Consider the following 26,451-nt stretch of genomic DNA (forward strand, 5'->3'; position numbering starts at 1 on the left):
CCCGGGAGACCGGCACAAGCGAGGAGATCGGCATGGCCACTGAATACACCGGAGGATGCCTCTGCGGAAGCATCCGCTTTTCCTGCAGCGCGGACCCGGAGTACACGTTCTTCTGCCATTGCACTGACTGCCAGCGCACTGGCGGTAGTCCGTTCTCAGTGGAGTTGATGGTCTCGTCCGAATCGTTCTACGTGCAGGGGAAATCGCAGACCTACACGGTCGTCGGCGACTCGGGCAAGGAAGTGCACCGGCATTTCTGTCCCGAGTGCGGATCGGGCCTCTGGCTGGAATGCGACTCCGATCCGGGCTACGTATTTCTCAAAGCAGGCGCCCTGGACGACGCCGGGTGGGTAAAACCCGACATGCACATTTTCACGGAGGCGAAGCAACCCTGGGTCGAGCTGGGAGACTCGCTGCCGCGATACGACAGAATGCCGCCCGCGTAACCGGGTGGGGGGCGGTGCTTGCGGCCGCCGGACCGCTCAGGTCCGGCGACCGCACGGAAAAGGCCGCACGAACTAGCGTGTTCCGTTCCCGCCCCGTGATCCCAGCTCCGGATTCGTGAAACGCTGAACGGCGGGATCGTCATCCCGGAATTGCACCGTGATCCGATGCACGTCCGAGGGCCAGTTCGGCAGGTTGATCGTCGTGCGGTCAGGTCCGCCACGGTTCTGATCCGTCACCGAGACCGTCCCACTGGCATCCGGTGAAGCGGAGATGGAGACGTCGGCCGCGGTCAGGAAAGTGAGGGTGTTGAACGGGAACAGCTCACCGCGATCAAGGTCGGTTGCGCCGTCCGGCGGACCGGGGAACGGTGGAAACGGCGGCGGCAACGGCGGACCGGCATCGTAAGCGAAGAAGGCGAGGTTCACTCCCGCCCTCGGGCTCGTTCTGTCCGTCAGCACATTCAGGCCATCGATTTCCAGAGCATCACTCGACGAACCCTGGTCTCCCCAGAACTCCTTCTGGCGGCTGATCACGAGGTTCGTATAACGCGGATCGCGCGGCAGAAACGCCTCCAGGCCATCGCCCGGCCGACTGGTATTCAGGCGGAGGAAAAAGTCGCTGCGGCTGAAGGGCTCGAAATAAAAGTGATGGACAGTGTCCGGCTCGCCATTGGCAGCCGGGCGGTGCACGGCCAATTCGTAATGTTTCAGACCATTCACTTTCACGGGCCCGAAAGCGCCGCTCTCATCGATGGGGAAACGGGCGTGGGCTCTCTTGCCGATACGCTGGCCGGTCTCTCCGTCCACCCGCCACAGCTCTACCGTCGCGCCGTCATAACCGATGTTTTCAGGAAAAATAACGGCTCTGCCGGCTATCCGCACGGAACCCGGAGGCTCAGGGATGACGGCTGTTGTGGCAGGCACCCGTCCTGTCAGGAACTCGTACATGACGGCAAAGGCATCGGCCGATGTCGCCACCTCCGTATGAGACTTCGTGCCGAAATAGTAATTTGCCGCCGGATCGGGACCGATCTGCGCGTTAGTGTTCCCGCGCCGGTTGTATCCGCTGTCCGCCGTATTCCACTCGCCCCAGATGCCGATCGTCGGCACACCTCCGGGGAAATCCGCCGGGGAGCGGCCGTCGATATTGACGTACCTGGCCACCTTGTCCGGGCCGTCCAGGTCCTGATCCTCCAGATACCCGGTCCAGACTGTCGTGCCGCGAGAATGGCCGATGGCATAAACCTGCTCGGCGCCAGTCCGCTCGAGAACACCGTCGATGAACTGGTCCAGATCAGTGATGGGGTTTATGCCGACACTCGTGTCGTACTCGAATGCGAACAACAGTTCCTGTGGATAATCGTTACTCGTGAATCGCATTGCCTGCGTCTCGAACTGCTGTGCCGAGCCCGATTGCCCGTGAACGAAAATAATGGGCAACCTCTCGTGTACTTGCGCCTGGCTCGGTAGCCCGATACCACATACCGCGAATACGCCGATTGCGCAGAGCAACCTGCGCGCATTCTTCCTGAACGAAAAGCGCAATATCGCCATTGGTCTCCCCCTCGTATCCCGGTGATCTTGTTCTTCACACAGCACCGGGTTTACGCGTGCCGTGTGTCGGGATACCGTACCCGACCGGTCATGTCCGGGCAAACCACCTCGTTGGACCAGCCGCCATGAATGCGATGTGGAGGGGTGGCGACCCAGGCCCTCCTGGAGAGAAGTCCGCCCTGCTCCTCAACCGATCCTCTCCGGAACGCACTTGGACAGGGCCCCGTTGAGTGGTAACAATGATCGTCTACTGGCCGAAATCCACCGTGTGCAGCATGCCCAAGAATACCGACCAGCAGTTCTACGAACGCGCCGATGCAGTGATTACGCTCGCGAATGAGCAGATGACCACGACCGACCGTGGCAAAGTCAGTGCGTCGCTGATGTTCGCGACGGCCCGCTTCAACTCATTCGTGAGCGCCTGTCAGGCCTCATCCTCCGAAGATCTTGCAGCGGGAAGAGAAGAGATCATTCGGTATTTCGTAGAGCAATATCAGACGATGCTGACAGAGAACCTCGATGACTATATTGCGAACTTCGAGGAGTACACGTCACCACGCGACTGACGACCAGTTTGCCTGGTTCCTGGTGGCCCCTGACCTGAAGTCACTGGCTCGATTCCGGTAAACTGGCCGTAGTCATCGCCGTCGGAGGCCCCATGGATACCCTCCTGCAAGTCATCCTGTACATCATCCTCGTCGTCGCGCTGCTCTGGCTCGGCGCCCGCGTCTTCCTCCGCGGCCCCGATCTCGGCCGCTACGATCAGCCCGCCGGCAAGCTGGCGAGCACCAGCGACAGACCGGGCGAGGACAACAAGCAGATCAGCCTGCTGCTGAAGGACCTGGAGGGCAAAATCCAGGCGGCACCACGCAAGGCGCGGCTGCAGACCATCCGGGAACTGGTGGACAAGGGCTTCACGGACGTGATTCCAGAGGACCAGCTCGGCGTCGAGCGGCGCAACGTGGATGCCGGCGGCGTGCCGGCAGAATGGGTGCTGGCGGCCGATGCGGACCCGAACCGCCGCCTCCTCTACATCCACGGCGGCGCCTTCTACGTGGGCAGCCCGTCGAGTCACCGCACACTGACCGCCGCGCTGTCGCGCACCGCCGGCGTGGCCGTGCTGGCCATCGATTACCGCCTGATGCCGGAGCATCCCCGCATGGCGAGCATCGAGGACTGCCAGACGGCCTGGCGCTGGATGCTCGAGCACGGGCCGAACGAGCCGAACGAGCCGAACGACGATAGCGCGCCTGCCGATGCCTATGTGGCCGGCGATTCCGCCGGCGGCAATCTCACGCTGACACTGATCGCCTGGATCCGCGACCATGGTCTGCGGCAGGCGGACGCTGCGGTCGCGCTTTCGCCTATCACTGACAGCACCTACTCCAGCCCCAGCATGCGCTCGAATATCGTCACCGACGAGATGCTGGGCCCCATGCTCGGTCCGCTGATGCGGGTGCCCCGCTGGGCGCTGGCCTACGCCACGCTCTACCTGGCTCGCATGAAGCCGCAGAATCCGCTGATCTCGCCCATCTTCGGCGATCTTGCGAACCTGCCGCCGACATTGATCCAGGCTTCGACCAGCGAAATGCTCACCGACGACTGCCGCCGCTACGTCAACAAGGCGCGGGAGGCGGGTTCCCCGGCCGAGCTGCAGCTCTGGCCGGAGATGGTGCACGTCTGGCAGTTATTCGAGCCGGTCTCCGCCGAGGCGCGCGAGGCCATCGGCCGCATCGCCGAATTCCTGAGCCGCCACTCCGGCCGGCGCGAGAGCGCCGCCGCCTGACCGTCGCCCGGTCTCCGTCGGACGAGGATCAGGCGGCCGTCGCGCCGCGCCGCTTCCAGATCAGGTAGATCGCGGGTATCACCAGCAGCGCCAGTGCGAGCGTGCTGACCATGCCGCCCACCATCGGTGCGGCGATGCGCTGCATCACCTCGGCGCCGGTGCCGCCGCCCCAGAGGATGGGCAGCAGGCCCAGCGCGATGGAGGCCATGGTCATGACGATCGGCCGCAGCCGCCTGAGCGCGCCCTCCTGTACTGCCGCGCGCAACTCCTCCCGGCTGACGCCGCCGCCCTGTTCCCGGTGCTGCGCCAGTGCCAGATCCAGGTACACCAGCATCAGCACGCCGATCTCGACGGCGACGCCGGCCAGCGCGATGAACCCCACGGCGACCGCCACGGAGAGGTCGAAGTCCATCCAGTACAGTAGCCAGATGCCGCCGGTGAGCGACATGGGTACCGTGCCGAGGACGATCAGCACCTCCGTGACGCCGCGGAACGCCAGATACAGCAGCAACGCGATGATGGCCAGCGTGAGCGGCACCACCAGCGCCAGGCGTTCCTTCGCCCGCTCCATGTACTCGTACTGTCCCGACCAGTTCAGCGAATAGCCTGCCGGCAGGTCCAGCCGCTCGCGCAGCAGCTGACGGGCGGCCTCCACATAGGAGCCCACGTCGCGCCCGGCGATGTCCACGTATACCCAGCCGGTCAGCCGCCCGTTCTCGCTCTTCAGCATGGGCGGACCATCCTCCACGGCCACACGGGCCACGTCGCCGAGACGGATGCGGGCGCCGCCCGGCGTCACGATGGGCAGCTCGCGGATGGCCTCCACGTTCTCGCGTACCGCCCGCGGATAGCGCAGGTTCACCGGGAAGCGCTGCAGGCCCTCGACGGTCTCGGTCACGTTCATGCCGCCCACGGCGCTCATGACCACCGTCTGCACGTCGGCGATGTTCAGCCCGTAGCGGGCCGCCTCGCCACGCTCGATGTCCACCACCACGTAGCGACCGCCGGCCACCTTCTCGGCGAACACGGACGCGGTGCCCTCCACCTCCGGCAGCAACTCTTCGATACGCACGCCCAGCCCCTGGATCACTTCCAGGTCGGGCCCGTTGATCTTGATGCCCACCGGCGTCTTGATGCCGGTGGCCAGCATGTCGATACGAGTCTTGATGGGCATCACCCAGGCATTCGTCACGCCGGGCAACTGCACGCGCTCACGGATCTCGGCGCGGATGTCCTCGATGTCGTAACCCTCGCGCCACTCGCTCTCCGGCTTGAAGCGGATCAGGGTCTCGATCATGGTGAGCGGCGCCGGGTCGGTGGCCGTCTCGGCACGGCCTATCTTGCCGAACACCTGGGCCACCTCGGGCACGCTCTTGATGAGCCGGTCGGTCTGCTGCAGCAGCTGGCCGGCCTCGCCGATGGAGAGCCCCGGCCTGGTGGTCGGCATGTACATCCAGTCGCCCTCGTCCAGCGGCGGCATGAACTCGGTGCCGAGCCGGCTGGCCGGGTACACCGCCGAGAGCATCAGCAGCAGACCCGCCCCCACGAACAGCCACGGCGCCCGGCTGACCCAGCCGATCACCGGCCGGTACGCGGCGGTGAGCGCACGATTCACCGGATTGGCCTCCTCGGGCCGGATCCGTCCACGCACGAGATAGCCGATCAGTACCGGCACCGCGGTGATGGCCAGCGCCGCCGAGGCGGCCATGGCCCAGGTCTTGGTCCAGGCCAGCGGCGCGAACAGCCGGCCCTCCTGCGCCTCCAGCGTGAACACCGGCAGGAACGACAGCGTGATGATCAGCAGCGAGAAGAAGATGGGCTGCCCCACCTCGGTGGTGGCCCGGGCCACGATCTCCCAGCGGCTGCGGCCCGACTTGTCCTCGGCCAGGTGCTTGTGGGTGTTCTCGATCATGACGATGGCCGCGTCCACCATCGCGCCGATCGCGATCGCAATGCCGCCCAGGGACATGATGTTGGCGTTCAGGCCCTGCGCGCGCAGGATGAGCAATGCGGCCAGAATGCCGAGCGGCAGCGTCGCCACGGCCACCAGGGCCGAGCGGGCATGCAGCAGGAAGACGGCGCAGATGAGCGCCACCAGCAGGAACTCCTCGATCAACTTCGCGCGGAGCGTGTCGATGGCCCGACCGATCAGCTCCGAGCGGTCGTAGGTGGGCACAATCTCGACGCCCTCGGGCAGGCTCGGCCGCAGTTCATCGATCCGCGCCTTCACCGCCTCGATGGTGCGCTGGGCGTTCTCGCCGAAGCGCATCACGATGATGCCGCCGGTGACCTCGCCCTCGCCGTCCAGCTCGGCGATGCCGCGCCGCAGCTGCGGGCCCAGCCGGATCTCGGCTACTTCCTCCAGCAGCACGGGCGTGCCTTCCGGCGAGATCTTGACCGGGATCTGGCGCAGCTGCTCCAGACCTTTGATGTAGCCTGTTGCGCGCACCATGAACTCGGTCTCGCCCATTTCGATGACCGAGCCGCCCACCTCCGAGTTCCCCCGGCGAATGGCGTCACGGATGGCGGGCAGGGTGAGGTCGAAGGAGCGCAGCCGGTCCGGGTCCACGACCACCTGGTACTGCTTCACCATGCCGCCGACGGTGGCCACTTCCGCCACGCCAGGCACGGTCTGCAGCTCGTACTTCAGGAACCAGTCCTGGATGGCGCGGAGCTGGGAGAGATCGTGTTGCCCCGTGCGGTCCACGAGTGCGTACTCGTAGATCCAGCCGACGCCGGTGGCGTCCGGCCCGATGGCAGGCCGCGCCTCCGCCGGCAGCCGCGGCGCCACCTGGCTCAGATACTCGAGCACCCGGGAGCGCGCCCAATACAGGTCGGTATCGTCGTCGAAGATGATGTAGACGTACGAGTCGCCGAAGAAGGAATAGCCGCGCACGGTCTCGGCGCCGGGCACCGACAGCATCGCCGTGGTGAGCGGATAGGTCACCTGGTCCTCGACGACCTGGGGTGCCTGGCCGGGGTAGGACGTCTTCACGATCACCTGCACGTCCGACAGATCCGGGATCGCATCCACGGGCAGGGTACGCAGGTTCAGCGTGCCCGCGATCGCCAGCGCGATCAGGCCGGCCAGGACCAGGCCCCGGTTGCGGATCGACCAGCCGATGATTGCGCCGATCACTGCCCCGACTCCTTGCCATTGCCGTCGCCGTCCATGTCATGGCCACTGTGGTCCATGCCTTCCATGTCGTGACCGGAGTGATCCATGCTCTCCATGTCGTGACTGGAATGATCCATGCCCTCCATGTCGTGGCCGGCGTGCGGATCCGGCTCCTCCAGCCGTGCGAGCGCCTGCTCGCCGCCGGCCTCGGCATCCAGGAGGAACTGCCCCGAGGTCACGACACGATCGCCCGCGGCCAGACCCTCGAGCACCTCGACGTGGCCGCCGCTGGCGAGTCCGGTCACCACCTTCTGCACACGGAAGCGGCCGTCGCCGGCGTCCAGCACGACGCGCTCCCCGGCACCGGAGCGGATCACCGCCTCGCGGGGGATGTGGAGCACGTTCGGCCGGGGCTCGCCCTGGATGCGCACCTTCGCCAGCATGTTCGGACGGAGCCGGCCGTCGGCGTTGTCGAAGACCAGTCGCAGCCTGAGCGTGCGAGTCTTCGGGTCGAGGGCCGGATAGATGTAGGCGATCCGGCCCTCCCAGGTCTCTCCCGGGTAGGCCTCGAAGCGGGCGAAGGCCGGCAGGCCCTCGGCCATCCAGCCGATGTCCTGCTCGAAGACCTCCACCTCCGCCCAGATGGTCGAGAGATTGGCGATGGTCAGAACGTGGGTGGCGGGCGTAACGTAGTTACCGTCCCGGCCCTCCATGGCAATCACGACGCCGTCCTGCGCCGCCCGCCTCGGCAGGTTCTGCTGCACGTTGCCGCCGCGCTCGATACCGGCGATCTGCTCCGCGGAGAGGCCGAGCGCGCGCAGACGATCCCGCGCTGCGCGGGTCAGCGAGGCGTTGCCCGAGGCCTGCGCCGTCAGCAGTTCCTGCTGCGCGGAGATCAGCTTGGGCGAGAAAAGCGAATACAGCACCTGCCCGGCCTCCACTCGATCGCCGACGCTCGCGATGCCGAAGGACTCGAGCCAGCCCTCCGCCCGCGGGTGGTACATGGTCACCGTGGATTCGTCCCAGACGGTGTAGCCGACGGTGTCCAGCCGGCGGGCGAACTGCCCTCGCTCCGCCTTTGCGGTGCGCACGCCCAGCGTCTGGCGCACGGCGGAGGAGACGGCGATGCCGGCGTCGTCGCCGCCGCCACCGTCCGCGTAGACGGGCACGAGATCCATGCCCATCGGCGACTTGCCGGGCTCGTCCCGGCGATAGTTGGGGTCCATGGGTGCGACCCAGTAGAGGATCTCCCTCTCGCCGCTGTCGCCGGCGTCGGCCGCGGCGCCGGACAGCTGGTCGCCGTCGGTGCTGCCCAGCCAGAAGCCGAGCGCGCCGGAGATGGCCGTGACGACGATCACGATGGCCCAGAACATGGATTGTGGTTTCATGGGGAAGTCCTCCCGACGTCGGCGTCGATACCCGTCAGCGCCTCGATGCCGGCGACGGTCATCAGCCGGTCGGCGCGCGCGCGGGCGAGCGTGAGTTTTGCGTCGAGCAGAGCCGTCTCCGCGTCGATCACGTTGGCGAATTCCCCGCGGCCGGACTCGAAGTCCGCGCGGGCTGCGTCCAGCCCCTGCTGTGACAGGGGCACGATCCGGTCGCGGTAGAGCGCCACGGTCTGCTCCGCCTCGTCGAGGCGGGCGAGCAGCGAGCGCAGTTCGGCGCGGAGCCGGAACGCCAGATCCTCCCGTTCGGCCTGCAGGCGGTCCTGTTCGAGTTCCGCAGAAGAGACCGCGGAGCGCCGCTTGTCGCCACCGAACGGCAGGTTGATCTCGGCGCCGATCTGCCAGCGCTTCTGCGCCGGGTCCAGGGTGCCGACGTAGCCCGTGTACACGCGGAAGTCGGGCCAGTAATCCTTGTGCGCCAGCTGCAGACGAGCCCGGGCACCGGCGAGAGAGGCATCGATCCGCGACAGCGCCGGATGGCTCGCGACGAGCGCATCAGCCAGTTCGGTCTCAGGGGCCACCACGGGCGCCGGCGGCATGGGCGCCGGACTCGGCAGCGGCGCATCGGCCGCCCGGCCCCGCAGGGCGTTGATCTCGGCGATGAGCGCAGTACGCCGCTGCTCGAGCGCGAGGCGCTGATGCTCGAGCCGCAGCGCCCGCGTCTGCACGCGCAACAGGTCTTGCTGCAGCCCCATGCCGGCGGCGTACTGCGCCTCGGCAACGGGCTCCAGCTCTTCGACCAGGCGCATCTCCTCGGCATTGCGGGTCAGCGCCTCGTGCACGTACCACCATTCCGCCCAGAGCCGCTCGGCCCGGGCCGCCAGCTCCCTGGCGAGCACGCGCTCGGATTCGCCGGAAGCCTCGGCCACCGCCAGGGCAACGTCGCCGCGCAGCCCGCGCTTGCCGGGCCAGGGGAGGCTCTGGCTGAACTGGATCAGGCCGCGGCCGTCCACCCGGTGGCCGAAGGTGTTTGGCGCGGTGCCCAGCATGAGGCGCGGATCATCGAGATCGTCGGCGGCCTCGGCCTGGCTCAGCAGCGCAGCCGTGGCGGCGCGCCGCCCGGCCAGCGCCCGGTTCGCGGCGAGCACCTCCTCGGTGAGCATCTCCGCCGTGAGGGCGACCGGCGCCTCGTCGGCGGCCCAGCCGCGCGGCAGGAATATAGCCGTCAGGCTCAGCGCGAGCAGCATGCCCACGCAGCGTCGGATAAACATGTGAAGTCTCCGTCATTCGTCTTCGTTCAATCGCCGCGCGGACGCGTGCGACAGCGGTCCGCCGCTCGGCGGACGGTCAGGAGACGACGATCGGAGGTCTGAGGAGGTACTCGGGGGCGCGTTCCGGGGGCGGCGCGGCGGAGAGCGGCAGCGCGTGGCGGGCCGGCGCCGGCAGGGCCTGCGCGATCGCCGACTCCAGCGCGCTCAGCGGCATGCTGACCGCGGTGCAGAGGCAATCGATGCAGTGGGTGGCCGGGCCATCCTCGTCACAGCAATTCATGGACCGATCCATGGACCGATCCATGGACTGATCCATGACGTGGCCGGCAGTTTGACGTTCGGCGCCATGGCAGGGCATGGCCGCGTCGCCGTCGTTCACGGCCGCACCCACGCTCTTCGCGGCGGGCTGCGGAAGGATGTCCATCGCGCAGGCGTGGGCCAGCTCCCCGGCCGAGGCGGCCAGGATGCTCACGATCACGGCGATGGCGGTCAGCCTGCGCATGCGGGGATTAGACCCCATGGCGCGGCGCCAGTCCAATGCGCAGTTCCCGAAATCGGGCATCGGCCGACCCGCGCCGCCTGTCGTTCCGGGTTAACATTCGCCGGAAACGCAAGGATTCACCGCATGCCGCTCGCAGACATCGCCGCCGTCATCATCACGCGGGACGCCGAGGCTACGCTGGCCGAGACGCTGGCAAGCCTCGTCCGCCTGCCCGAGGTGGTCGTCTACGACAACGGCTCGACGGACGGCACGGAAGACATCGCCCGCGCACACGCCAACGTACGCTGGTTCAGCGGCGAGTTCATGGGCTTCGGGCCGACCAAGAACCACGCCGCGGGGCTGGCCGAGCGGGACTGGATACTGTCCATCGATGCCGACGAGGCGGCCAGCGAGGAGCTCATCGCGGAACTCGACTCGCTGGATATCTCGGACCCCGCGCGGCTCTACGAGGTGGACCGCCACAATTACTTCATGGGCCGGCGGGTCCGCCGTGCCGGCTGGGGCAACGACTGGCTGCCGCGCTTCTATCACCGCGACCGCCACGCCTACAACCAGGCCAGCGTCCACGAGCGCATCGAGCCGCAGGTCGGCACGACGGTCGTTCGCCTGCGCTCGCCGCTGTATCACCGGGCCGTAGAGCGCCTCGGTACCTTCCTGCAGAAGGCGGACCGCTACTCCGAGATCCGAGCCGGACGCACTAATGCCGCCAAGCCACCGGCGCTGATCTTCCTGCGCGCGGTCTGGGCCTTTCTGCGCACCTACTTCCTGCGCCTGGGTTTCCTGGAAGGCTGGCGCGGACTGGTGATCGCCTGGGGCGACGCGGACGGCGTCTTCTACAAGCACATGAAGGCGACGGCGCGAGAACGCGCAGCGGCCGGGCGCTGAACGGGACGCACCCATGCTCGAAGACGGAACGGAGACGGTCCGCATCACCCACATCAACCTCGCCCGCGGTTTCCGCGGCGGCGAGAATCAGACGCTGTTGCTGATACGGGAGCTGGCGGCACGCGGCTGGCGCCAGCAGTTCATCGGCCGCGCCGGCGAACCGCTGGCCTTGCGACTGCGGGACACGCCGGGCCTGACCGTGACGCCCGTGGGCGGCGTGCTGGGCGCTGCGGTACGGGTCCAGGCACAGCTGGTGCACGCCCACGAGGCCCGCGCGGCCCAGGCGGCCTGGATCGCCTCGAAGCTGCGCGGCTGCCGCTATGTGCTGACGCGCCGGGTGATGAGGCCCCCGTCGCAGACCTGGCTCACGGAACGCATCTATCGGGATGCGGAGACCGTAGTCGCTCTGTCCCGGGCCATCGCCGGGGTTTTGCGACAGCGATTCCCGACCATCGAGAGCGTGGTCATCCCCAGTGCGCTCCTGCCTGTGCGACCGGATCCCGGCGCAGTCGCGGAGATTCGTTCCCGCTATCCGGAACCGTTCCTGGTCGGCAACGTGGCCGCCCTCGATATCGCCAAGGGACAACTGGAACTGATCGAGGCGGCCCGCCGACTGTCGGGGCGACGAGAGGGATTCGGTTTCCTGTTCGTCGGTACCGGCGACGATGCCACCCGGATACAGGATGCAGCACGAGGCATGGACAATGTCCACTTCGCCGGCTTCGTCGACAATGTCGAGGACTACATCGCCGCCCTAGATGTCTTCGCGTTCCCCAGCCACCACGAGGGGCTGGGTTCCGTGCTCCTGCAGGCGATGCACACGGGCGTGCCGATCGTCGCTACCGAAACAGGCGGTATACCGGAGCTCGTCGTGAACGAGGAGACCGGGCTGCTCGTCCCGGTTTGTGACGCCGACGCCCTCGCAGCGGCCATCGAACGGCTGCGCGACGATCCCGGCGCCGGCCGGAAGATAGCCGAACGGGCGGCCGTGCGGCTAAGCGAATTCACGCCCGGGGCGACGGCCGATCGATACGAGCGTCTCTATCGTCACTCGCGCACCTGAGGAACCGGCCGGCGCCAGCCATCTGCACACTGACGCTGGCCCGTCTCGCATCCGCATCCGCCAGGCTGATGACGGCGATATCCATATCGCCGCTGCTCATACCCGCGCCCGCACTGTTACTCGGCACCCTCGGCGCAGAAGGCATCGGGCGCGACCTTGCAGAGCTCCTCCAGGACGGCTGCAACTGTGTCGGCGTCACCCAGCTCACACTCCGGCTCGTTCAGCACGTCGAGGGAATCACCGACGCAGACCAGTTCCTCGCGCTCGCCGGTGACCTCACCGTCCTCGAGTGCCACCGCGAGCACGAACCCCGTGCCGGCATGGTAGAACTTGAACTCGGTGGCTTCCGGCTCGATCGGCGCAAACTCGAACGTCCGCAGGCACCCGTCGTCGCAGGGGAACGACTCGTTCTCGCCGCCCTCTTCCGCGGTCGGGCCGTCATTCAGGGCGAGGTATTGCACGATGTCCTCGGCCTCGCCGAGGGCGTATTCCTGGCGATGCGCCTCGCCGGCCATCGGGAACTGCCGGATCAGCACACCGGACTTGGCGAAATCGATGCCGGCCTCGAAGGAACCATCGAGATCCCGGAGGGTACCGTCCTCGAAATTGCGGGCGATCTCTCCGCAGTAGTAGACGTCGCCGGCTGTTGATTGTGCGAACCAGTCGTCGGTGATCTCGACAGCCTCGACCTCGATCTCACCCTCGTCGTCGGAGATCTCCACCGCGGCATCGACGACGACGCGACACGGCACTCCCTGGATCTCCCGGGACTCTCCGGTCACGTGCACGATCACCGTCTCCTCGCCTTCCTCACCCGCGCGGAGCACATAGGTGTGGCCTGCAGCCACATTGACGTAGGGATTCGGAGAGTAGTCGAGCGGAACGTCATCGGGATCGATGAATTCGATCGCGGGGTCGAGCAGCGGGTCCGGATCGTAGCGATCCTCGCCGAGGAGCTCACAGGCGTCCTTGCGCGCTGCGCGAACCTCGCGGCAGGCCCGGGCATCCTCGCGCCAGGTGGCCCGCGCCTCATGCCGGCATTGCCTTCGGGAATCGCCGTCGGAGAAGTTCAGGCAATTCGCGATCGTCGCACTGTAGTCATCGAGGACGTCGAAATGGCAGGCACGATACATCGTGTCCGCCGTGCGGTCGCACGCGGTCGGCCCGGCAGACGGCTCGTCCCAGCCGGCAGCGGCGAGACCCGGCAGAACCAGGATCACCGCACACGTCAGCGCGTGGCGCAGAATCGTCTTGCCCGGATCGCTCGTCCCGCGGGCCTGGGCATCTCTGGTCAGTTTCTTGTTCATGGCTGTCTCCATTGGAACTTGAGCGCACGAGTTCGCTGTAGGCGGGATTCCCGGGCCGGGTTCCGTAGGGTCTTCGTGCGCGTGTCGGAATCCCCATGACTATTCGACGAACCTCCCCGCACGATCCTTCGCGACCCGCCGGCGTCATCCGCCGCCGATTCGTCGCCGAGCAATCTGCGGTAGGCCGTCAGAAGCATTGGAGCGACGGCAGAGGCACTGTAGTGCTGCAGAGCGCGCGCCCGACAGCGATCTGCCATCGAGCGCAGCAGGCCGGGCTGTGCCTGCAGATACTGCAATGTGTGGCAGAGATCGAAGGGATTGAACGGCGGTATGTAGAGCCCGCTGTCGCCATCGACGACCGCGGATACCGAGACGCTGTCGTGTACTACAACGATCGTGCCAGCCGCCAGCGCATCGGCAAGCAATTGCCCGGAAGCCGTCGAGCACATCGTATGAACGGACACGGCACAGCGCGCCCAGTCCTCCGCATGCGGCCTGTCCCGCTCGACGAAGCGTACCGGCCACTCGTCTCCGGGGTTCACCAACTTCAACGCGCGCCACATGCGGCGGCAATCCCCGCCACTGCCGAACAGCAGGCAGGTGATACCACGGCCACGAGGTACCCAACCCAACGCGCGAGCCAGTAATCTGCGATCGCGACAGCCGAGACCATCCACCACGATGCCGACGTAGAGTTCCGCGAGGTGTTGCACGGGCGCAGCGGTTTGCGGGACCAGGGCGACCACCGGAAGCCGGATCTCGACGACTGGTTCCCCGGTCGACGGCACTACCGCTTTGTCCGGGTCGAGTACCCGGTGAACCACTGCATCCGGCCGGTGCAACCGCCACGCCAGACGTTCCCGCAGACTGCTATCGAACGGATCCGGCTCGTAGACTACACGGCATTCCCGGCCGCGAGCGGCCCGGACGGCGGCACGCAGCGCCTGTCTTCCGAAAGCATGGATAAGCGCCGGCCGCTCGGCTCCGATTTTCCGAACAGTTCCAGTCTTGGTCCAGACGGAATCCGGTTCGAGTCGTCGCAATTGCTCGAACAGCGCCTCCTGGGAGGGCCCGGATTCCGGCCCGAGCCAGAGAATGCGCCGGGCCGGTTCTAGCTTTGACACGTCGATCTCCGTATCGCTCCCTGATTGGACGAACAGCGCGGAGGTGATCCTTCGCCTGCCGCAGTACGCGAAGGACCGGTGAGCCGGATTCGTCAAAGTAGTAATGTGGAGCGATGGGCAGCGGCATGGGTGAGAAGATCCACCTCGACAGGGCTACAGCCCGGCGGATAGTGAAGGGTGACGAACGGGCATTCCGCGACCTATTCGATCGCTTCTTCCCGCGGCTCTACCGTTTTGCGCTGGCACGGCTCGATGGTGACCACGATGCGGCGGCCGAAATCGTCCAGCAGACCTTCTGCAGGGGGATCGACCGCCTCGATACCTATCGGGGAGAAGCGGCGCTGTACACGTGGTTCTGCCAGATCTGTCGAAATCTGATCATCGACCACCAGCGCAGGACACGGCGGGAATCCGCAAAGATGGTCCAGCTCGAGGACAGCCCGCACGTCCGGGCCGTCCTCGAAGCACTGACCGCGCCGGTGCAGGATCTGCCGGAAGTCGGCGTCTGGCAAAGGGACGTACGCCGACTCGTGCAGGCGACCGTCGACGCACTGCCGGGACACTATGGCGAGGTCCTCGAATGGAAATACGTAGACGGCGAGTCGGTGAAGGAGATCGCCGAGCGGCTCGGTGTCGGCCTGAAGGCAGCCGAGTCCCTGCTGACACGCGCGCGGAACGCTTTCCGCTCCGCGATCCTGGAGATGGCCGAGACTTCCGACGGGCTGCTGCCCCCGGCGGGCACTCCGGAACGGGGTAAATGACATGACCGAAGAGAGAAACAAACAAGAACCGTCGCAGCGCGACGCCCTGGCAGAGCTGCTCCGGGCGGCAGGCCGGCGTCCCGAGCCGCCCCGGGACGCCTACGACGACGCTCTGGAGGCGGCGACCGCCGCCTGGAGGAGTAAGTTACAGCGTCGAAGGAGGCGCATGCGTATTGCAGCCGTCGGCATGGCGGCGGCCACGGTGGCCTTCGTCTCGCTGGCTTTCCTGCTCCGACCGGGAGTTCCGACCGTGGCAGTGCCCGAGCGAGTCGTCGGTGATGTCGTCTGGCAAGCGCCTGACGGCGAAGAGTGGCAGGCGATAACCGGGACGGATACGCTGCCGATCGGTAGCCGAATCCGTACTGCAGAGACGGGATATGCCGGCCTTCGCCTCAAGAACGGATCGTCCCTGCGCATCGCTCCCGATACGGTGATGGAATTCTCCGGAGACAATGCCATCCGCCTGACGACCGGCACGCTATATGTCGACAGCGGTCCCGACAGGAACGACTCGACCCCCTCGATGGAGATTGTCACACCGGCGGGCCGCGCCATGGAGATCGGGACCCAGTACGAGGTTCGGTACACGCCTGATGACGGTTACCGGCTGCGCGTCCGTGAGGGCCGGGTGCGTCTCTACCGGAGCGGCAGGATCTTCGAGGCCCCCGCCGGCGAGGAAATCGCCATCGACACGGACGGCGACTTTCGGGAACGTCGAATCGAGCCGAGCGATGAGCGGTGGAACTGGATATTCACGGTCGCTCCCGTCCCCGTCGTGGAGGCGAGGCCGGTAACCACGCTGCTCGAATGGGTCGCGCGTGAGACCGGCCGCCCGCTCCACTACGCCGCCCCGGAGTTGCGTGTGCAGGCCGAGAACACGACGCTGCACGGCCGCGTCGGCACGCTCACACCGCTGGAGGCCCTGCGCGTGCTCCTCGCGACCACAGATCTCGATTATGTCCTCCTAGATGACGGTACAATCGAAGTCCGGGACCGCGACACGACCTGATCCAGCAATCCGCCGGAGATCCTGTGGGACGCCGCCACCTCGACCACAGACGAGGACATTTTGCCGGCCGGTCCGTGGTCGGGCTGGCCCTCGCTCTGCTGCTCTCCTCATTCGCCCTCGCTGCGGAAGACCTGTCCCGACTCACGCTGCGCGAAGCCATCTCGGTGCTGGAGGATGAGGGCCTGACGGTCTTCTACAGCAGTGATCTGGTGAAACCGTGGATGCTCGTTCGCGAGAGCCCGGCCGCCGACGAGCCCATGGAGGTCCTGGACGAGATCCTCGCGCCCTACGGCCTGACGACGGAAGCGGGGCCCGAAGGATCAAGGCTGGTCGTGCGGGCCGAGGCAATGCCCGCGGGAGTCGACCGAGCCGCAGTCGCGCCGGAGCCGGCGCGGGATGAACCGGCACCTGCAATAGAAGCACCGGTGCTGGAAGAGATCGTGGTGAATGCGAGTCTGTATCGACTGCGGCGCGATCAGGTCACGGCCCGACGAACGCTGGGCACTGCGGATCTGGCACAAATCCCGGAACTCGGCGATGACCCGCTGCGCGTGGTCGCGAGGCTGCCGGGCGCCGCCGCCGGGGACTTCACGGCGCGCACCAACGTCCGGGGCGGTGACAGCGACGAGATGCTCGTGCGATTCGACGATTTCCGGCTCTACGACCCGTTCCACCTGAAGGACTTCCAGGGCATCTTCAGCAGCATAGACCCGAGCGTCGTCCGCGATATCGATGTCTATACCGGAGGCTTTCCGGTGATATTCGGTGACCGTATGAGCGGTGTAGTTGATATCGAGCCGATCCTGCCGGAAGACGGCCTGTATCGAGAGATCAGCCTGTCGCTATTCAACGCCGGCGTGGTGCTGGCCGGTGATTCGGCGGCGGGCGACAACGACTGGCTGGTCGCCGGCCGGCGCGGAAACCTCGATCTGCTGCTGAACATCGTCGATTCCTCACTCGGCGAACCGAATTACAACGACTTCTACGGTCGCTACCGCCGTTCGGTCAGCGATTCCCTGACCCTTACCCTGAATGGTCTCCTGTTCGACGACGACATACAGCTATTCGACGGTGATCGCGAGGAACGCGCAGAGGCCGACTACCGCGACGAGTACGTCTGGCTGCGAGCGGACTATGAACCTCATGGCGCGCTCGCCGGCACGGTACTCGTGGGTCGCAGTCGCCTGTCGAGTTTCCGGCGCGGCAGTACCGAGCAGGAGGGCATATCCAGCGGCAGCCTGCATGACCGCCGCGATCTCACCATAGACAGCGTGCAGGCCGATTTCTCCCATGCCATCAACCGCCGAATGGCACACGAGTTCGGCGGTGAATTCCGCCGTGCAACCGGCCGGCACGAGCTGCGCGAAGATGTGGCTTTCGACCTGCTATTCGATACGCCGGGAGTCTGGCAGGAACCGGAGCGCTTCCGGGATTTCCGTCTGCGGCGAGAAGGCGAGCATTACGGGCTGTACAGCAATCTGCGTATAGAGCTGGGCGATCGCTGGACACTGCAGACCGGCGTCCGCTGGGACAAGGATACGCTGAGCCCGGATCAGGCGAGCCACGTCAGCCCCCGGCTCGCATTGATGTATCGGCCCACGGACCGGGCCACCCTCCGCGCCAGCTGGGGTCGCTTCTTCCAGTCGCAGTCGATACACGAGCTGCAGGTTGCCGACGGCATCACCCGCTTCTCTCCCGCGCAGCGTTCCGACCATCTGGTGCTGAGCCTCGACTATCGCCTCAGGCCTGACATCGACCTTCGACTGGAAACATATCGCAAGAGCTATGGTTCGCTGCGGCCCAGATTCGAGAACCTCGTCAACACTTTCGTCCTGTTGCCCGAACTCAAGCCGGACCGTATTCGTATCGAGCCGGATGGCGCACTGGCGCGCGGTACCGAGGTCTCGCTGCGTTCGCGCGGCGACGACAAACTGGACTGGTGGGTGAGTTACGTCTGGGCTCAGGTCGAAGACGAATTCGATGAGGACGATATATCCCGCAGCTGGGATCAGACGCATTCGTTGAATGCCGGCATCGCCTGGCGCGGGGAGCGCTGGGACTTCAGTGCCGCGGCTCGGTCACACACGGGCTGGCCGACCACGCCAATCGGACTTGCGCAGGCAGAGCCCGTGGCCATTGCCGAGACCGGGCCACGGAACAGCACGAGATTCTCAGCCTATCATTCACTTGACGTCCGTGTTGCCCGCCGCTTCCCGTTCAGCGATACGAACAACCTGACCGTGTTCCTGGAGGTAAGGAATCTGCTGGCCCGCGAGAATCCCTGCTGCCTGGAGTACGAATTCGAGGATGAGGACGGCGAGGCGATCCTGGACACCAAGACCATCGACTACCTGCCGATTTTCCCCTCGATCGGCTTCATCTGGCGCTTCTGATCGGGCGAGCAGGCGCCTGCCAGTCACGAAGGATCGAGGCGAGAAATTCGTCTCAGGACATACGACGACCGTGAGGAGCCCGTATGTCCGGTCCCGATTCCGGGTCACCGCCCCGCCAGTTGACGCACGTGAATCTCGCACGCGGTTGGCGCGGCGGCGAACGGCAGACGGAGTTGCTGGTCACGGAACTCGCGCGGCGTGGCTGGCAGCAGCAGTTCGTGGGCCGGCGGGGCAGCACGCTGGCAGAGCGTCTCACGGGCATGCGCGGCCTGACGGTCACGACGGCTGGCGGCGCACTCACGGCGGTTCCTCGCGTCAGGGGCTCCCTCGTCCACGCCCATGAAGCCCGCGCCGCCCAGGTTGCCTGGGTTGCGAGCCGATTCGGCAGCACACGCTACGTCGTAACACGACGAGTCATGAACCGTCCTTCAGGAAGCAGGATCACGGCGCGCGTGTACCGCGACGCAGGGGGAATCTGCGCCGTATCCGGCTCCGTGGCGGACGTGCTGCGGGAGCGCTTCCCGCGCCTCGCGCCGGTCGTCATACCTGACGGCTGGGCCGCCCCCCAGCCCGACCTCGCTGCGGCAGCCGAGATTCGCCAAAGATGCGGCGCCAGCGTGCTGATCGGCTGTGTTTCAGCCCTCGAGGCGAGTAAAGGGGTCGCCGTGCTGATCGAGGCAGCACGCCGCCTGCTGCCGCAGCAGGAGAGTACCGCGGTACTCGTGATCGGGGACGGCAGGGACGCGGATGCCTTGCGCTCCGATGCGGCGGGCATGGAGAGGCTCACCTTCACCGGCTTTGTGCCAAACGTCGAGGACTATCTGGCGGCGATGGACATCTGCGTGCTTCCGAGCCTTCGGGAGGGACTGGGCTCGGTAATACTTGAGGCGATGGCGCAGGGTGTGCCGGTCATCGCGTCCGATACCGGCGGTATCCCGGAACTCGTGGTGGACGACGTCACGGGCCTTCTCGTGCCTCCCGGCGATCCGCACGCCCTTGCGGCCCGGCTGGCGGAGCTGGCCGGTGATCCCGTCCGGCGCAGCCGGCTTGCCGACGAAGCGCGGCGGCGAATAAGTGGGCTTCATGTCGGGGCCATGGCGGAGCACTACGAGAGGGTCTACGCACGGATGGCGGCCCCAGCGCGGCGAACGGTTCAGATCTCGTCGGACAGATCGGCGTAGGCGTCCGGCAACGGTGGCGGACGCTCCTTGAATTTGCGGTGTACCCACCAGTATTCGGCGGGCGCCTCGCGTATCCACTCGCCCACCATCTTGTTGTAGCGTGCGGCATCGGCCGCCGGGTCGCCGGAGGGGAAATCCTCCAGCGGCGGATAGATGGTGATGCGGTAGCCGGCGTCGCCCGGCAGCCGGCGCGGGAACAGCGGCAGCACCACTGCCTTGCCGAGCTTCGCCAGCGCACTCGTGGCGGTATTGGTCATCGCCGGCTCACCCATGAACGGGATCAGCTCCGACTGCTTGCGGCGGTAACTCTGGTCCGGCGCATACCAGACCGGCACCGCTTCGCGCAGGCTGCGCACCATGGTCTTGATGTCGCTCTTCTCGATGGTGCGCCGGGCCGAACGCTCGCGGCCGCGCCGCCAGATCTCGTTCACCAGCGGACTGCGGTGTTTGCGGTACACGGCATCGAAGGGCGGCAGGTTCATGTGCAGCACGGGGCCGCTGAACTCCAGCGTCGTGAAGTGGGCCGTGAGGAGTATGGCGCCGCGGCCCTGCTCGACCGCGCGATGCACGTGCTCGGCCCCCTCGATGGTGGCCAGCCGCGCGATGAAGGCGTCGCTGCGCCACCAGGCACTCGCCGTCTCCAGGAGCGACATGCCGAGGGAGCGGAAATGGGCGCGGGTCAGCGCCTCCACCTCGTCCGCCGACTTCTCCGGAAAGCACAGGCTGATGTTGCGCCGGGCCACGGCCACGCGTTTCGGCAGGAGCCTGGCGGTGAGCCCGCCCAGGGCGCGGCCGAGCCGCATCTGCGCCCGGTACGGCAGCAGGCAGGCCAGTCTCAGCACGCCGATACCGAGCCAGGTCGGCCAGTAGCGGGGATGCAGGAAGGCGGTAAGGCGGGCGCGGTCTTCGGACATGGCAGCGCCAGTTTAGCCGCCCGCAGAGGATTAATGTAGGAGGGCCTTCAGGCCCGAACCGTTCAGGCCCGAACCGTTTTCGGAATCGGGCCTGAAGGCCCTCCTACGTTTTTTAGTAGCGGAAACCCAGTGACAGCGACCAGGTCCTGGGATCGCCATAGTAGGCCGTCTGGATATTGCCGACGCTGGAGAACTCCTGCGCGTCGGTCTTGTAGACCTCGTCGCCGATGTTCTTGATGCCGGCTGTCACGTTCCAGCGCTCGTCCATGGAGGTCCACGCGGCGAGCGCGTTGAACAGCCAGTAATCGTCCTGCGTCAGCACGTCGCGGTTGTCCACGGACAGCCAGGCCTTGCCGCGGTAGTTGGCGTCCGCGCCCAGCGTCAGGCTGCCGTTCGCACCCAGGTCCAGGGTGTAAGTGGCTGCCAGACGCGCGGTCCAGTCAGGGGCGAACGGAGGTTCGTCGTCGGAGCGATCGTTGTCAGGCTGGCTGTCGTCGATGAACTCCTTGTAGTCGGCATCCAGATAACCGATCTGGGCAGCCAGATTCAGCTCATCCGTCACCAGCCAGTTGGCTTCGACTTCCACGCCCCAGATATCGAGTTCGCCGGCGTTCAGCACCGGAAACGTGAACGACGGCACCGGCGCGTCGGGATCCACAACCTCGGCGACGCGCGCCTGGAAGTCCTCGTACTGGCTGTAGAAGATCGCCGTGTTCAGCTGTAGCCGACCGTCAGCCATCGTGCGTTTGTTACCCACTTCGTAAGTCCAGACGTATTCCGGATCGAACGCACCGGTGTCACCCGGTGAATTGGCCCGGCCGTTGAAACCGCCGCTCTTGAAGCCACGCGAGATGCTGCCGTAGTACATGAGCTGATCGTTCACCTCATAGTCGAGGGCGAGCGTCGGCGTGATGGCATCCCAGCTGTCATCGTCCACGTAGACGAAAGGCGGCAGCGTCAGCGCCGGCAGGTTGGAGAATGTGCTCGTGGTGCGGAAGTACTCCTTGTCCTCGGTGGTATAGCGGATGCCGAACGTGGCCGACAGCTGGTCATTGAAGGCATACGTTCCCTGGGCGAACAGCGCGTAGCTGTCCAGCGTCAGGTCGTCACCGATGGTGCGCAGGAAGTCGAGCGGAAGCCCGGCGAAGGCGAGGAAGTCATCGGCGAAGGCAGCCTGATCAGAGCCTACGTTCTCGTGCAGGTAATAGAGCCCGGCGACGCCGGTGAAATCTCCCCCCGCGTCATACAGCAGCTGGAACTCCTGACTGATCTGCTCTTGGTCGAGCCCAACGAAGACGTCGCCGACCTCGAACACCGTCGCGTCGATGTCGATGTAGAAGTCCGTCTCCAGCCGCCGCCAGGCCGAGATCGACTTGGCCGTATAGGCGTCGTTCAGATCCCAGGTCAGCGTGAGGGAAGTGCCCCAGTGGGTGAGATCCTGGGCCGGATCGTTCGGCAGAATCGAGGAAGCCTCGAAGTCGTACTCGGTGGTGGGCGCAGGCTGCAGGACCACCGTGCCGAGCGCGAGGTCCACCTGTTCCAGGTCGGACTCGAGTCGGCCCATGGTCAGCGCATTCTTCTGGCGCGTGGCGTCGACCGCCAGTATCGCCTCGAAATTCTCGGTCGGATCCCAGGCCAGCGCGAGGCGGCCGGAAGTGTTGTCCCGGTCGTTGTACTCACGCCCGCTGATCGGATCGTCCACCAGACCGTCGCGCTGGTCCATGAGGCCGGAGAAACTGACGGCCAGCGTGTCGGTGAGGCCGCCGGTGAGATAGAAGCGGCCTGCCGTGCGGCTGTAGTCGCCGACGGTCAGTTCGCCGCGTGCCTCGAACTCCTGGCTGGGCTTGCGGGTGACCAGACGGATGGCGCCGGCAATCGTGTTCTTGCCGTACAGCGTGCCCTGGGGCCCGCGCAGCACCTCGATGCGCTCGATGTCATACAGCGAGAACAGCGCACCCTGGATGCGCGAGATGTAGACGTCGTCCAGATAGATGCCCACCGCCGGGTCGAACGTCTGCAGCGCGTCCGGCTGTCCGATGCCACGGATGAAGACATTGGCACTGGAGGCCGATCCGCGGCCCTGCACCAGGTTAAGGTTGGGTACGGCACCCTGGATACCATCGAGCTGATCCGCCTGCAGTCGCTCGAGCTCACTGGCATTGAAGGCGGAGATCGCGATCGGCACCGACTGCAGCGTCTCCTCGCGGCGACGTGCGGTCACGACGATCTCCTCGACGGCACGTGCGCCGTCGTCGGTCTGGGCCACGGCGACCGGACCGAAACCGGTCACGGGCAACGCGACGGCCAGAACTGCACCCAGTTTTCGGGCATAGCGGTAACGTAAAGACATGGAAGATCCCCCGTTGGTTGTATAAGCGGCACCTTAGTGCCTGCCCGCGCTCGGGCCGTTGCAGCCGTAATTCAACGAACGCTGAATGAATCCTATTTCAACGGTGGTTGAATTACAAGACCGCAGACCCGGCGCGTGGTAGGAGGGCCTTCAGGCCCGATTGCGGCGGGGATCGGGGATAAATCCCCTCCTACCCTTCTGCCAGAGCGCGGAAGCCGGCGGCCACGAAGCGCGGCATGCGCTCGCTGATGGCCTCCATGTCCGTGGAGCGGCACAGTCCGCCGGACAGGTTGTCGATGCGGCCGGTCTCGGCGAAGGTGAGGGTCAGTGCGCCGGAGAGGAAGTGATAGGACCAGTAAATCTCGGCGTCGGACCACTCCGGCTTCGCCCGCATCAGCGCCTCGAGGAAGCGCTTGACCAGCGGATCGAAGAAGCGGGTCATGAGTTCGCCGCCCCACTCCGGCGAGTTGTTGATCTGGGCGATCAGCGCGAAGTAGTGCTTCCACTTCTCGTGGTCTTCCACCAGCAGCTGCAGCAGCGGGTTGGTGAAGGCGGCAATGATCTCCTCCACGCTCGGCTGGTCGTCGGTGTGGCGTGCCTCGACCTCCTCCAGCGCCTGCAGACGGATGGCATTCACGACCTCCGCATGCCGCAGCAGCACGGCGTCGAAGAGGTCGCGCTTGGACTTGAAGTGGTAGTAGGCAAGTGCGACGTCGGCCCCGGCCTTGCGCATGATCTGGCGCACGGTAACACCGTCGAAACCGTGCTGGGCGAACAACTCCTCGGCTGCGTTCAGTATGCGTTCCCGGGTCGCTTCGGTCTTGCGCTGCTTCTTCGCCATCCAGATCACCGTGCGGTCAGTGCTTCTGCATTCTAGGGGGCGCCCCCTTGCAATTCAACAAATGTTGAAATAGGCTTCAACGAGCGTTGAAATTCATGCGAGGGGGGATCGCATATGGCCTGGTTCCGCGCCGGGGAAGCCTATCTGCCCGACATCATCGATCTGAACGCCCGCTGGCTCGCGAGCAAGCCGGCGGTGATCTGCAATGGGGAAACGCTCACCTGGTCTGCCTATCGGAAGCGCCTCGGGCGCGTCGCCGCGGGCCTGGCGGCGCTCGGCCTCGAACCCGGGGACCGGGTGATCGTCCTGATGCGCAACGGCCTGGAGATGGCCGAAGCCCAGTTCGGCGCGATCTACGGCGGCTTCGTCGCCGTGCCTTTGAACGTCTCGGTGAGCGACGACGGGATACTCACCCTCATCCGCGACAGCGGCGCCAGGGCGGTCATCGCCTCCCACGAGCACGTGCAGCGGCTGGCGGAAATGAGCGACGAGCTGCCCGAAGAACTTGCCGGCCGCATGATTGGCCACGGCGCATCTGCCGGGGGGTTCACCCACTACGCCGAGTGGCGGGATCATCACCCGCCGCGTGAGAGCGGGTTTCCCGTGAGCGCGGACCACGAGTGCAACATCATCTACAGCTCCGGTACCACCGGCCTGCCGAAAGGCATCGTGCATTCCCACCAGTGCCGGGCGGCCTGGGCGTACGACATGGCGCTGGCGCTGCGCTATCACGGCGGCGCGCGCACGCTGTGCTCGCTGGGCCTCTACTCCAACATCACCTGGGTGGCGATGCTCGCCACCTTCTGGTGCGGCGGCACCATCGTGGTCATGCCGACCTTCGACGTAGAGCGATTCCTCTCCACGGTCGCGGGAGAAGGCATCACTCACTCCGCCATGGTGCCGGTTCAGTTCCAGCGCATCCTCGAGCATGCCGCCTTCGGGCAATATGACCTTTCGAGTCTGCACAGCCTGATGTGCTGCGGCTCGCCGCTGCACGAATCGCTGAAGCAGCGGATCTACGACGAGATCTGCTCCGACTTCATCGAACTCTACGGCCTCACGGAAGGACTGGTCACGACGCTGCAGCCGGAGGATGCGGCCCTGCGCATGAATTCCGTGGGCCGGCCCTGCCCGGGGCAGGACCTCGTGATCCTGGGCAACGAAGACGAGGTGATGCCGGCCGGAGAGCCGGGCGAGATCGTCGGCTACGGCCGGCTGCTGATGACCGGCTACCTGAACCGGGACGACGCCAACGAGGAGTCCACCTGGACCGATGCAGAAGGCCGGCGCTGGCTGCGCACGGGCGACATCGGCCGCCTGGACGAGGAAGGCTTCCTGTACCTGGTCGACCGCAAGAAGGACATGATCCTGTCCGGCGCCCAGAATATCTATCCCGCCGACATCGAGGCCGTGGCCGCGCGCCACCCCGATGTGGCGGACGTGGCGGTGATCGGCGTGCCCAGCGAAAAATGGGGCGAGACGCCGCTCGCGGTGGTGGTGCCGGCAGCCGATGCCAACATCGACGCGGAGGCCCTCGCAGGCTGGATCAACGAACGGGTAGGCAGGCAGCAGCGGGTGGCCGGCGTGGCTTTCGTGGACGAGCTGCCCCGCAATCCCAACGGCAAGGTTCTGAAGCGTGAGCTGCGCGAGGACTACGCGAATTCGACCTTCTGAGGCCCGACCCATGACCGACCACAGTCATTACAGCGACGAGTACTTCGAGAGCGAGGACGGCCTGCGCCTCCATTACCGGGACTACCGCCCGCAGGGCGGTGACGATGGCCGGCCGCCGGTCTTCTGCCTGCCGGGCCTCACCCGCAATAGCCGGGACTTCGAGACCATTGCCGATCACCTGTCACACGACCTGTCACCCGGACGCCGGGTGATCTCGCCGGACTTCCGCGGCCGCGGCCTGTCCGACTACGACCGCGAATGGCGGAACTATCATCCGCTCACCTACGTGCGCGACGTGGAGAAGCTGGTCGCGGAACTCGGCCTCGAGCGGATCGTGTGCCTGGGCACCTCCCTGGGCGGGCTGGTCTCCATGGCACTGAATCACCGGCAGCCGAAGCTGGTGGACCGGGTCATCCTGAACGACGTCGGTCCCGAGATCGCGCCGGAAGGCCTGGCCCGCATCATGGGCTACGCGGGCAGGACGCCGGATATCCGCTCCTGGGAGGATGCCGTCGCGCTGTCGAAGGCGAACTACGGCGTCGCCTATCCCGACCTCAGCGACGAGGAATGGCTCGCCTACGCGCGCACCGGCTACCGGGAGGACGAGCACGGTGTGCCGCGGCTCGACTGCGACCCTAAGATCGGCGATGCGCTGCGCGAGGTCGGCGGCGAACTGGAGGATCCCTGGGTGCTGTTCGCAGGCCTCGCGGAAACCCCGACGCTGCTGATCCACGGCGTGCTCTCCGACATCCTCACCGACGAGATCGTCGCGAAGATGCGCGCCGCGAAACCGGACCTTGAGGTCGTGCCCGTACCGAACCGCGGCCACGCGCCGATGCTGAACGAACCGGCGTCCATCGCCGGCATCGACGCCTTCCTCGCCTGAG

The 26,451-nt window shown here is 66.2% G+C and carries 21 protein-coding genes; 11 read left to right on the top strand and 10 right to left on the bottom strand.

Annotated elements, in window-relative coordinates:
• Nucleotides 1–32 precede the first annotated feature (32 nt).
• Nucleotides 33–446: a GFA family protein gene (locus tag ACJMKZ_RS04195; protein WP_405231943.1), complete on the top strand. Its 414-nt coding sequence runs from the start codon at nt 33–35 to the stop codon at nt 444–446.
• A 72-nt stretch (nt 447–518) separates the two neighbouring features.
• Here ACJMKZ_RS04195 and ACJMKZ_RS04200 read toward each other — a convergent pair whose 3' ends face one another.
• Nucleotides 519–2,000, bottom strand: coding sequence for an alpha/beta hydrolase (locus tag ACJMKZ_RS04200; protein ID WP_405231944.1), 1,482 nt, complete (start codon nt 1,998–2,000; stop codon nt 519–521).
• Between the two features lie 239 nt (nt 2,001–2,239).
• Between ACJMKZ_RS04200 and ACJMKZ_RS04205 the strand changes: the two genes are divergently transcribed.
• Together ACJMKZ_RS04205 and ACJMKZ_RS04210 are read left to right on the top strand one after the other, a co-directional pair.
• The gene (locus tag ACJMKZ_RS04205; RefSeq protein ID WP_405231945.1) at nt 2,240–2,566 is read left to right on the top strand and encodes a DUF3144 domain-containing protein; all 327 of its coding nucleotides are present in this window, start codon (nt 2,240–2,242) and stop codon (nt 2,564–2,566) included.
• A gap of 92 nt (nt 2,567–2,658) precedes the next feature.
• Complete coding sequence (locus ACJMKZ_RS04210) at nt 2,659–3,786, top strand: alpha/beta hydrolase (RefSeq protein WP_405231946.1); 1,128 nt, start codon at nt 2,659–2,661, stop codon at nt 3,784–3,786.
• 28 nt (nt 3,787–3,814) lie between these two features.
• Here the strand turns inward: ACJMKZ_RS04210 and ACJMKZ_RS04215 are convergent, their stop codons facing one another.
• The 4 genes from ACJMKZ_RS04215 to ACJMKZ_RS04230 all read right to left on the bottom strand — a co-directional run bounded on the left by ACJMKZ_RS04215 (nt 3,815) and on the right by ACJMKZ_RS04230 (nt 10,098).
• The gene (locus ACJMKZ_RS04215; protein ID WP_405231947.1) at nt 3,815–6,925 is read right to left on the bottom strand and encodes an efflux RND transporter permease subunit; all 3,111 of its coding nucleotides are present in this window, start codon (nt 6,923–6,925) and stop codon (nt 3,815–3,817) included.
• Nucleotides 6,922–8,292 carry an efflux RND transporter periplasmic adaptor subunit gene (locus ACJMKZ_RS04220; RefSeq protein WP_405231948.1) on the bottom strand — a complete coding sequence of 457 codons (1,371 nt, stop codon included), beginning with the start codon at nt 8,290–8,292 and terminating at the stop codon, nt 6,922–6,924. The genes ACJMKZ_RS04215 and ACJMKZ_RS04220 overlap by 4 nt, the downstream gene beginning before the upstream one ends.
• Nucleotides 8,289–9,560, bottom strand: a complete 1,272-nt coding sequence (locus ACJMKZ_RS04225) for a TolC family protein (protein WP_405231949.1) — start codon at nt 9,558–9,560, stop codon at nt 8,289–8,291. The genes ACJMKZ_RS04220 and ACJMKZ_RS04225 overlap by 4 nt, the downstream gene beginning before the upstream one ends.
• A 76-nt stretch (nt 9,561–9,636) precedes the next feature.
• Nucleotides 9,637–10,098, bottom strand: a complete 462-nt coding sequence (locus ACJMKZ_RS04230) for a hypothetical protein (RefSeq protein ID WP_405231950.1) — start codon at nt 10,096–10,098, stop codon at nt 9,637–9,639.
• An 87-nt stretch (nt 10,099–10,185) separates the two neighbouring features.
• Between ACJMKZ_RS04230 and ACJMKZ_RS04235 the strand changes: the two genes are divergently transcribed.
• Together ACJMKZ_RS04235 and ACJMKZ_RS04240 are read left to right on the top strand one after the other, a co-directional pair.
• Nucleotides 10,186–10,947, top strand: coding sequence for a glycosyltransferase family 2 protein (locus ACJMKZ_RS04235; protein WP_405231951.1), 762 nt, complete (start codon nt 10,186–10,188; stop codon nt 10,945–10,947).
• A gap of 13 nt (nt 10,948–10,960) precedes the next feature.
• Nucleotides 10,961–12,010, top strand: a complete 1,050-nt coding sequence (locus ACJMKZ_RS04240) for a glycosyltransferase family 4 protein (protein WP_405231952.1) — start codon at nt 10,961–10,963, stop codon at nt 12,008–12,010.
• Between the two features lie 116 nt (nt 12,011–12,126).
• On the opposite strand, the gene ACJMKZ_RS04245 is transcribed toward ACJMKZ_RS04240, so the two are convergent.
• Nucleotides 12,127–13,317 carry a hypothetical protein gene (locus ACJMKZ_RS04245; RefSeq protein ID WP_405231953.1) on the bottom strand — a complete coding sequence of 397 codons (1,191 nt, stop codon included), beginning with the start codon at nt 13,315–13,317 and terminating at the stop codon, nt 12,127–12,129.
• On the bottom strand, nt 13,314–14,441 hold the full coding sequence (locus ACJMKZ_RS04250) for a glycosyltransferase (protein ID WP_405231954.1): 1,128 nt from the start codon (nt 14,439–14,441) through the stop codon (nt 13,314–13,316). Before ACJMKZ_RS04250 ends, ACJMKZ_RS04245 begins: the two co-directional genes overlap by 4 nt.
• A 125-nt stretch (nt 14,442–14,566) precedes the next feature.
• Here ACJMKZ_RS04250 and ACJMKZ_RS04255 point away from each other — a divergent pair, with 125 nt between their 5' ends.
• From ACJMKZ_RS04255 to ACJMKZ_RS04270, 4 genes are all read left to right on the top strand, one after another.
• The gene (locus ACJMKZ_RS04255) at nt 14,567–15,202 is read left to right on the top strand and encodes an RNA polymerase sigma factor (RefSeq protein WP_405231955.1); all 636 of its coding nucleotides are present in this window, start codon (nt 14,567–14,569) and stop codon (nt 15,200–15,202) included.
• A 1-nt stretch (nt 15,203) separates the two neighbouring features.
• The gene (locus ACJMKZ_RS04260; protein ID WP_405231956.1) at nt 15,204–16,211 is read left to right on the top strand and encodes a FecR domain-containing protein; all 1,008 of its coding nucleotides are present in this window, start codon (nt 15,204–15,206) and stop codon (nt 16,209–16,211) included.
• Between the two features lie 74 nt (nt 16,212–16,285).
• On the top strand, nt 16,286–18,604 hold the full coding sequence (locus ACJMKZ_RS04265; protein ID WP_405231957.1) for a TonB-dependent receptor plug domain-containing protein: 2,319 nt from the start codon (nt 16,286–16,288) through the stop codon (nt 18,602–18,604).
• Between the two features lie 128 nt (nt 18,605–18,732).
• The gene (locus ACJMKZ_RS04270) at nt 18,733–19,785 is read left to right on the top strand and encodes a glycosyltransferase family 4 protein (protein WP_405231958.1); all 1,053 of its coding nucleotides are present in this window, start codon (nt 18,733–18,735) and stop codon (nt 19,783–19,785) included.
• Here the strand turns inward: ACJMKZ_RS04270 and lpxL are convergent.
• From lpxL to ACJMKZ_RS04285, 3 genes are all read right to left on the bottom strand, one after another.
• The gene (gene lpxL, locus ACJMKZ_RS04275; RefSeq protein WP_405231959.1) at nt 19,758–20,699 is read right to left on the bottom strand and encodes an LpxL/LpxP family Kdo(2)-lipid IV(A) lauroyl/palmitoleoyl acyltransferase; all 942 of its coding nucleotides are present in this window, start codon (nt 20,697–20,699) and stop codon (nt 19,758–19,760) included. The two genes, ACJMKZ_RS04270 and lpxL, sit on opposite strands and share 28 nt — an antisense overlap.
• Before the next feature lie 112 nt (nt 20,700–20,811).
• Nucleotides 20,812–23,049 carry a TonB-dependent receptor gene (locus ACJMKZ_RS04280; protein WP_405231960.1) on the bottom strand — a complete coding sequence of 746 codons (2,238 nt, stop codon included), beginning with the start codon at nt 23,047–23,049 and terminating at the stop codon, nt 20,812–20,814.
• Between the two features lie 190 nt (nt 23,050–23,239).
• The gene (locus ACJMKZ_RS04285) at nt 23,240–23,890 is read right to left on the bottom strand and encodes a TetR/AcrR family transcriptional regulator (RefSeq protein ID WP_405231961.1); all 651 of its coding nucleotides are present in this window, start codon (nt 23,888–23,890) and stop codon (nt 23,240–23,242) included.
• A gap of 114 nt (nt 23,891–24,004) precedes the next feature.
• Here ACJMKZ_RS04285 and ACJMKZ_RS04290 point away from each other — a divergent pair, with 114 nt between their 5' ends.
• Together ACJMKZ_RS04290 and ACJMKZ_RS04295 are read left to right on the top strand one after the other, a co-directional pair.
• The gene (locus tag ACJMKZ_RS04290; RefSeq protein WP_405231962.1) at nt 24,005–25,564 is read left to right on the top strand and encodes a class I adenylate-forming enzyme family protein; all 1,560 of its coding nucleotides are present in this window, start codon (nt 24,005–24,007) and stop codon (nt 25,562–25,564) included.
• A gap of 10 nt (nt 25,565–25,574) precedes the next feature.
• On the top strand, nt 25,575–26,450 hold the full coding sequence (locus ACJMKZ_RS04295) for an alpha/beta fold hydrolase (protein WP_405231963.1): 876 nt from the start codon (nt 25,575–25,577) through the stop codon (nt 26,448–26,450).
• Nucleotide 26,451: the final 1 nt, after the last annotated feature.

The organism is Lentisalinibacter salinarum (genome assembly GCF_040706555.1).
Classification (GTDB): domain Bacteria; phylum Pseudomonadota; class Gammaproteobacteria; order Steroidobacterales; family Woeseiaceae; genus Lentisalinibacter; species Lentisalinibacter salinarum.